The 7847-nt window shown below is 70.0% G+C and carries 6 protein-coding genes; 4 read left to right on the top strand and 2 right to left on the bottom strand.

The annotated features are described in order from the left end of the window. Positions 1–65 precede the first annotated feature (65 nt). Positions 66–1475 carry an NAD(P)/FAD-dependent oxidoreductase gene (locus D7Y13_RS34745; RefSeq protein WP_120585589.1) on the top strand — a complete coding sequence of 470 codons (1410 nt, stop codon included), beginning with the start codon at positions 66–68 and terminating at the stop codon, positions 1473–1475. 13 nt (positions 1476–1488) lie between these two features. On the opposite strand, the gene D7Y13_RS34740 is transcribed toward D7Y13_RS34745, so the two are convergent. Then, positions 1489–2145 carry an HAD family hydrolase gene (locus D7Y13_RS34740; protein WP_370451736.1) on the bottom strand — a complete coding sequence of 219 codons (657 nt, stop codon included), beginning with the start codon at positions 2143–2145 and terminating at the stop codon, positions 1489–1491. A 146-nt stretch (positions 2146–2291) separates the two neighbouring features. Between D7Y13_RS34740 and D7Y13_RS34735 the strand changes: the two genes are divergently transcribed. Continuing rightward, positions 2292–4001, top strand: coding sequence for an amidohydrolase (locus tag D7Y13_RS34735; protein WP_120585588.1), 1710 nt, complete (start codon positions 2292–2294; stop codon positions 3999–4001). A 27-nt stretch (positions 4002–4028) separates the two neighbouring features. Here D7Y13_RS34735 and D7Y13_RS34730 read toward each other — a convergent pair whose 3' ends face one another. Then, complete coding sequence (locus tag D7Y13_RS34730) at positions 4029–6041, bottom strand: hypothetical protein (RefSeq protein WP_120585587.1); 2013 nt, start codon at positions 6039–6041, stop codon at positions 4029–4031. A 125-nt stretch (positions 6042–6166) separates the two neighbouring features. Between D7Y13_RS34730 and sitA6 the strand changes: the two genes are divergently transcribed. Both sitA6 and sitI6 read left to right on the top strand, forming a co-directional pair. Further along, complete coding sequence (gene sitA6, locus D7Y13_RS34725) at positions 6167–6865, top strand: SitA6 family polymorphic toxin lipoprotein (RefSeq protein WP_120585586.1); 699 nt, start codon at positions 6167–6169, stop codon at positions 6863–6865. Between the two features lie 3 nt (positions 6866–6868). After that, complete coding sequence (gene sitI6 / locus D7Y13_RS34720; protein WP_120585585.1) at positions 6869–7576, top strand: SitI6 family double-CXXCG motif immunity protein; 708 nt, start codon at positions 6869–6871, stop codon at positions 7574–7576. Positions 7577–7847 lie beyond the last annotated feature (271 nt).

The raw sequence follows: 7847 nt of genomic DNA, 5'->3' as shown, positions 1-7847 counted from the left end.
GTGCGGACGCGAGGCCCCGACCCGACATTCGGGGGTGATGTTCTTCGCGTCGCGAGGAGGCGGGCATGGGGGCGGACAACCAGTCGCAGGGGCTCTGCGTGCCAGCGGCCAGTGGGAGCGGGCGCAAGCGGGTGCTCATCCTGGGGGGCGGCTTCGCGGGCGTGTACGCGGCGCTGCACCTGGAGCGGCAGTTGGGGCGGCGGGACGACGTGGAGGTCACCATCGTCAGCCGCGACAACTTCTTCCTCTTCACGCCCATGCTCCACGAGGTGGCCGCGAGCGACCTGAACGCGAGCGCCATCGTCATCTCGCTGCGCAAGCTGTTGCCGCACCTGTCGTTCGTGGAGGGTGACCTCACCGGCCTGGACCTGCACGCGAAGACGGCCACGGTGGCGCACGGCGGGCTGGACGGCCACAGCCACACGCTGACGTACGACTACGTGGTGCTGGCCATGGGCTCGGAGACGAACTTCTTCGGCAAGCCGGGCCCGCGCGACCACACGCTGACGATGAAGACGCTGGGCGACGCGATGCTCCTGCGCAACTGCCTCATCGACCGGTTGGAGGAAGCGGACGCGGACTGCATGACGATGGGGAGCAACCACGTCGTCACGTTCGTGGTGGTGGGCGGCGGCTTCGCGGGCGTGGAGACCGCGGGCGCCATCAACGACTTCATCCACGGCGCCCTGCCCTTCTATCCGAACATCCAGCACGCCAACGTGCGCGTGATGCTGGTGCACGGGGGCAAGGAGGTGCTGCCGGAGCTGGGCCAGGACCTGGGCGCGTACACTCGCAAGAAGCTCATCGAGCACGGCGTGGAGGTGCGCACCGGCATCCACGTGCAGGACGTGACGGAGGCCGGCGTGGTGCTGCCGGGCGGCACGCTGGTGCCCACCAAGACGGTGGTGTGGGCCGCGGGCGTCACGCCTCCGTCCCTCCTGCAATCCCTGCCGTGCGAGAAGGAGCGCGGGCGCCTGAAGGTGAACGCGCGCATGGAGGTGCCGGGCTTCCCGGGCGTGTGGGCGCTGGGGGATTGCGCGTCGGTGCCGGACCTCACGAACGGGGGCAGGCCCTGCCCGCCCACCGCGCAGCACGCGCTGCGACAGGGCGTGGTGGTGGCGCGCAACGTGTGCTCGGCGTTGAAGGGACGGCCGGGCAAGGCGTTCCGCTACAAGATGCTGGGGCAGCTCGCGGCGATTGGCCGGCGCGCGGGCGTGGCGCGCATCCTGGGGCTGAAGTTCTCCGGCACCTTCGCGTGGTTCCTGTGGCGCAGCATCTACCTGGCGAAGCTGCCCCGGCTGGAGACGAAGGTGCGCGTGGCGATGAACTGGATGCTGGACCTGATCTTCCGCAAGGACGTGGTGCAGCTCATCGGTCCCCGGGAGTTGGATCAGCTCACGCTTCCGGCGTTCCCGCTGTCCAGCCGTCAGCAGGTGCGGCACCTGCAAGCGCTCCAGCCGCAGGCGCGGCACTGAAGTCCGCGCACGCTCAGGACAGCGGCGGCAAGTGCGAGAGCAGCCGCTCCAGGTCGGGCTGGAGTTCGTCCGGCGTGGCGGTGGCCAGCTCCTCCGGGGAGTGGGTGCCCCATGTGACGGCGTAGGTGCGCAGGCCCGCGGCCCGGCCCGCGCGCAGGTCCAGCGTGGTGTCGCCCACCATCCACAGTCCTTCGGTCTTCAGCGCCGCGAGCGCGCGGTGGAGCACGTCCGGCGCGGGCTTGTGCGGAAAGCCATCCGTGCCCTGCACGTGGTGCAGCAGCCCCTCCATCCCCAGGGCCTGCACGAAGCGCCGCGCCATGTCGCTGCGCTTGGTGGTGGCGACGGCCAGCAGGTAGCCGCGCTCGCGCAGGGTCCGCAGCACCTGCACAACGCCGGGGAAGGGCCGCGAGTGGTTGAGGAAGTTGAGCGGGTAGTGTTCGCGGTAGGCCGCGCAGAGGCCCGTGACGTGCTCGGGCGCGAACTGCGTGTACATCACGTCCAGCGGCTGGCCGATGAGGGCTCGCACCTCCGCGATGGAAGGCACCGGCAGGCCCAGGTGCGTGAAGCCGTGGAGGAAGCTGCCAATGATGTCCGGCAGCGAATCCACCAGCGTGCCGTCGAGGTCGAAGAGGATGCCACGGGGGCCAGCAGTGCTCACGCGCCGCTGCATACGCCCTCCGGCGCTCCAGTGCACGCGTCCCGTTGGGCTCGGGGCTCGCGCGGACGACTGGCCGCCGCACCGCTCGTACGGCAGAGTGCCGCGCGCGATGCCCCGGGTCCGATGCCCGGGGCGGACTGCCAAGGGCGGGTGCTCGGATGATGCGAGGACGTTTCGGTCGGACCCTGGGAGCGCTGCTCCTGCTCGTGGGCGCGGCGGCGGGCTGCTCCCGCCGCGTGCCGGAAGCGACACCCGCGCAGGAGGCCGTCTCCGGCGCGCCCACGGTGTTCGTGGCGAAGCGGATCCGCACGCTGGATGCGGCGCGCCCGGTGGCACAGGCGCTCGCGGTGCGGGACGGTCAGGTGCTCGCGGTGGGCAGCCGCGAAGAGGTGCTCGCGGCGGCGGGGCCCGCGGCGCGCGTGGTGGAGCTGGGCGACGCCACGGTGGTGCCGGGGCTCACGGATTCACACGGGCACCTGGCGGGGCTCGCGGGGGCGCTGGTGCGCGTGCGGCTGGAGGGCACCGCGTCGCGGGACGAAATCCGCGCACGGCTGTCCCAGGCTCCGGCCTCCGCGTTCCAGGGCGAGTGGCTGCTGGGCTGGGGCTGGGACCAGAACGACTGGCCGGAGAAGGTCTTCCCCACGCACGCGGACCTGGACGCGGCCTTCCCCAAGACGCCCGTGGTGCTGGGGCGCGTGGACGGTCACGCGCTGTGGCTCAACGGTGAAGCGCTGCGCCGCGCGCGCATCGACAGGAACACGAAGGATCCGCAGGGCGGCCGCATCCTTCGGGGCCCGGATGGCGAGCCCACCGGCGTGCTGGTGGACAACGCCATGGACCTGGCGGACGCGGCGCTGCCCGCGCCCACGGACGCCCAGCGCGAGGCGCGGCTCACCGCGGCGCTGGAACACTGCGCGCGCGTGGGGCTCACCGGCGTGCATGACGCGGGCATGGACCTGAAGACCTTCCGGCTGCTCCAGCAGTGGGACAAGGAAGGCCGCCTGCCCCTGCGCATCTACGCCATGGCGGATGGACAGACGGCGGACCGCGAGCAGTACCTGAAGGACGGCCCCTTCCAGGGCAAGCTCCTGACGATGCGCGCGGTGAAGCTCACCCTGGACGGAGCGCTGGGCAGCCGGGGCGCGGCGCTGACCGCGCCCTACAGCGACGAGCCCGCCCACCAGGGCCTGCTGCTGCTGTCTCCGGAGGAGTACGCCGCGCGCGTGCACGCCTTCGTGGGACGCGGCTTCCAGGTGGCCACGCATGCGATTGGCGACCGCGCCAACACGCTGGTGCTGGACACGCTCCTCAAGGAGATGGAGGCCACGGGGAACAAGGAGGGTCGCCACCGCGTGGAGCACGCGCAGATCATGCGCCCGGAGGACATCACCCGGCTGGGCGCGAACGGCTTCGTCGCGAGCATCCAGCCCACGCACGCCACCAGCGACATGCCGTGGGCCCAGGCCCGTGTGGGCCCGGAGCGCATCCAGGGCGCCTATGCGTGGCAGAAGCTGAAGGCCGCGGGCGCGGTGCTGGCGCTGGGCAGCGACTTCCCGGTGGAGCGACCGGACGTGCTCGCGGGGCTGTACGCGGCGCGCACGCGGCAGGATGCCAGCGGGCAGCCGCCGGGCGGATGGCAGCCGGATCAGCGCCTGAGCGGGGAGGAGGCGCTGGAGGGCTTCACGGTGGGCGCGGCCTACGCGTCCTTCGCGGAAGACAAGCGCGGCCGGCTGAAGCCGGGCCAGGACGCGGACTTCGTGGTGCTGTCGGTGGATCCGGTGGACGCGCCCGCGCCGGACCTGCTCACCGCGCAGGTGCGCCTGACGGTGGTGGCGGGCCGCGAGGTGTTCCGCGCGGCCACGCCGTAGCCGGGACGTCCCTGCCGAGGCGGAGGTCTACAGCTCCGCCTCGTAGCTGAGCGACTGGATGCGCTTGTTGACGTCCTCCTGGAGGCGGACGCGCTCCTTCTCGATGCGCTCCAGTTCGCCGCCAATGGCCTCCAGCCGGTCCTCCTGCGCGTTGAGCTTGGTGACGAAGCGCTCCACCAGCTCGCGCTGCGACGCACCGCTCTGGAGCGAGTCGATGTTGGAGCGGATCCGCTCCTGGTCGTTGAAGAGCTGGGTGCGCTCCTCGGACAGGCGCTGGGTGTCCCGGGTGAACCCGGCCAGCTTCTCACGCAGTGCCACCACGTCGCGCAGCACCTGGGCGACGCGCGCATCGATGAAACGCGCGTCCAGGAAGTACGCCACCTGGACCAGCTCCAGGCTGCCGATGTGGTACTGGCGCTGGCCCTTGGTGCGCTCGGTGACGGTGAGCGTGTCGGAGGCGCCCGGGGCCAGCTCGCGCTTGAAGCGCCAGAAGCCGTCGGTGGTCTCCGCGGGGGCATCCGTGTCCTTCAGGTCCCAGCCGGTGCGCGGGTGCTCCACGTAGAGCGTCTGGGCGCGCTTCGCCTTGTTGCGCACCAGGTACTTCGTGCGGCGCTGGTGGAAGAACTCCGTCACCAGGGTGCCGTGACTCAACTGGGCGCGGAACACCGGGCCGTCCTCCTGGTTGTCGTCCACGGACACGGAGCAGGACAGCTCCACGGCGTAGGGCACGAAGCGCACGTCGTCGGGCTTGAGGGTGTCGAGCATCGCCTCGCCCACGTAGGTCTCGTCCTCGGTGACGGTGACGGGGCCGCCCTCCAGCGTGAGGCCGGTGGTGTTCTTGAACTCGATGCACGTCATCGGGTTCTTCTCGCGCGTGGCGCGGTTGTAGAGCAGCACGCGGCGGCCCTCGAACGGGCGGTGCAGGATGGGGACGAGCGCGCTCTGGTTGCGGTGCACCGTCACGGGGCGGTCCACGCCGTACTCGAAGAGGTCGCCCACCTCCTTGGTCACGGTCTTCACGGCGGTGCTCTGCTCCAGCCGCTCGCGCATCCCGCCCCGGCCTCCACCTCCGATGCTCCTGCTGCGCATGGCGGGGGCCGGCGCGGGGGCGGCCATGGGCATGAAGCTGGCGCTGGGAGCGGCTCCGCTGCTGCCGTAGGCGCCTTCGTCGGAGACCTCCGCTTCGGCGTCGTATGACTCGGAGCGGGCCTCCTCGGGAATCACGGGCGCGATGCCGACCTCCGAGCGCACCTCCACGATGGGGCGGCGCTGGTAGCGGGGGTTGTAGAGGTCGTGGACGAAGGACACGGGGAGGCCCGCGATGAGCGACAGCTCCACGTCCACCCAGTCCTCGTCGCCGGTGTTGTCCACGAGCGCCCAGCCCTGGAGCAGCGGCGGCTGCGCTTCATCCAGGAGGATGCGGTAGCTGGTCTTCCACACGGGGGACTCCAGCACGTAGCTGACGAACAGCTCGCGGGTGCCCTCTCCGGCGGTGAGGATGGACAGGCGCTTGGAGTCCTTCTTGTACGAGGACATGACGGTGGCCAGGTAGAACTCCAGGTCCTTGCGCACGGCCTCATCGAGGAACTCCAGCTCGCTGATCTCCAACACGTCGATGGTGCGCAGGGAGGCGCCGACGAGCAGCGTGAGGAAGGGGCGGATGACGCTCGCCTCGCCCTGGACGACGGGGAGGGACTCCAGGCCGACGATGGCGCCCTCCACCTGTCCGCCGCCGATGCGGGCGCGGACGCGGGCACCCTTCACCTGACCGAGCAGCGCGGTGAGGCTGCCGTGTTCGGGGATGCGGATGGTGGCTTCGGAGAGGAGCTGCTCCAGGGGCTTGGTGGAGTCGTAGCTCACGGCGGAGACGGAGCCGCCGGACAGGTCCAGCACGGTCATGGACTTGAGCACGTCGTTCATGTCGCGCGCCTTGAAGTCCAGGTGCGCGGTCTCGCTGTCCGTCACCTTGCCCCGGCGCTCGAAGTAGCCGACGCCGTGCTTGTAGAGGACGACTCGGCGGATGGACAGGGGCGTGGGCATGCGCGGGGCTCCGGAGGCGGAAGATGGACCTGACGGAGGTCTAGCAGTGCCGGGGTGGGGGCTTCCACTGGGAGTGGGGGTGGAAGCCCTGTCATGGTGCGCGGGCCGAGCTTCCCGGGAGCGTCATGCGCTGGCTGTGCTGGCTGTGGGTGGGCCTGTGGTGGGGCTGTGCCTCCACGTCGTCGGTCGCGACGTTCTCACCCGAGGGTGTCTGGCAGGAGGCCGGGTACGAACGGGAATGTGAGGACAGCGGTGAGGACCGGTGCGTCACGCCCCTGTGCACGGACGAGGCCTGCGCGCTGTTCCGGTGCGAGGACCTGGAGCCGGGCCGCATCGTGCGCACGCGGGGTGCGACGGCTCCGCCGGTGTTGGTCGCGCCAGGGAGCGGGCCGCAACGCAACTGGGGCACCGCGCAGGAACTTCCGCGCGATGCGCGGCCCGTCATGGTGTTCCGCTTCCATCCTCGCGAGAAGCTGCCCAGTCAGGTGCAGCGGGAAAGGGCGATGGCGGAATGGGCGAAGCGGCCCAAGGAGCGGCACCACATCTTTCCGCAGGCGTTCAAGAAGCACTTCCGCAACAAGGGGATCAACGTGCATCAGTACGTGCTCGCCGTGGACGTGGACCTGCACAAACACATTCACAGTGGAGAGGCTGGCGGACCGTGGAATCAGGACTGGCGAGATTATATCCGGCTGCATGGCACCAAGCCGCAGGCAGCGCATTTTGAACAGGCTTGGCTGATGATTCAGAAGTACGGTCTCTTTGGACTGACAATGACCTACTGGCAGCAGATAGACCTCCTGCCGCTCCCGGTGGAGGACTAACGGTTGCGCTACTTCGAACTGGAAGAGCTAGCAAACCTTGAATCGGGACAATGGAGCGGGAGCTACCGCGCGGAACACAGGTGGTGCCTGCCCAGCATCCTCTGTCCCCGCTGTGGTGCCAGGGGCGGGATGCAGGCGTATCCCTCGGTGGATCTGTCCGAGCTGCCGGAGAATGAGTCCCTGACCGACATCTGGCCGCAGTCCGCCGAGGAATATGCGCGGCGTGCGGCACTGGTTCGCCCCTTCGCCACAGCAGGGATTGTACTTGAGCCGGGGAACAGCTTGGGTCCCCTGGTGGGCACCGCGCGCGGTCACTTCGGTCCCGTGACCGCGTTGCCCTCGTGGCAGGTGCTCGTGCGGGAGGATGCGCGCGACCTGCTTCTGGAAACAGGGCTGCAAGGCATCATCCCGGTCCGCGCGGAGCTGCGTACCCGGCGCACCAAGGAACTTCCTCTCTACGAACTGGAAGCGCGTCCCCTGGCGAAGCTGCATCCCGACTGCATCGACCGCGTCCCAACCTGCCCAGACTGCGGGGACAACAGCTTCTCACTGCCCCCGAAGCGCTGGCTCCTGCGCGAATCCGTGCCCCCGGGACTCGACCTCTTCGGCGTGGAGGAGACCACCCGCATCGTCGTCTCCGAACGCTTCATCGACACCATGAACCGACTGGGCCCCAGTGACGTGTTCTATCGGGAGATCACCGTGGGGTAGCCGCACCGTCGGCTACAACACGTTGCTCCCGAACGCGGACACACGGTCCTCACGGTCCGTGCCCCGACCCCGGTGTATCTAGCGGCCTGCGAGGGGGCGCATCCCGTGACGCCCCTCCCGAGGCCCACGCATGCGACGTACCCTGTCCCGTCTCTCCTCCCGGCCCTTCCTGCTGTGCGCCGCGCTCGTCCTGGGCGTGGGCTGCGAAAGCGTGAAGCCCCGTGCCACACCGCCCGCCGATGGCACCACCGCCGTCGAGCAGCCCGACACC

The sequence above is a fragment of the Corallococcus praedator genome (assembly GCF_003612125.1).
In the GTDB taxonomy this organism is placed as follows: Bacteria; Myxococcota; Myxococcia; order Myxococcales; family Myxococcaceae; genus Corallococcus; species Corallococcus praedator.
This window is presented reverse-complemented; position numbering and strand designations above follow the sequence as displayed.

Coding starts and splice junctions, on each gene's coding strand:
- D7Y13_RS34740 (WP_370451736.1), bottom strand. CDS start 2,145: ATGCAGCGGCGCGTGAGCACTGCTGGCCCCCGTGGCATCCTCTTCGAC.
- D7Y13_RS34735 (WP_120585588.1), top strand. CDS start 2,292: ATGATGCGAGGACGTTTCGGTCGGACCCTGGGAGCGCTGCTCCTGCTC.
- D7Y13_RS34730 (WP_120585587.1), bottom strand. CDS start 6,041: ATGCCCACGCCCCTGTCCATCCGCCGAGTCGTCCTCTACAAGCACGGC.
- sitA6 (WP_120585586.1), top strand. CDS start 6,167: ATGCGCTGGCTGTGCTGGCTGTGGGTGGGCCTGTGGTGGGGCTGTGCC.
- D7Y13_RS34745 (WP_120585589.1), top strand. CDS start 66: ATGGGGGCGGACAACCAGTCGCAGGGGCTCTGCGTGCCAGCGGCCAGT.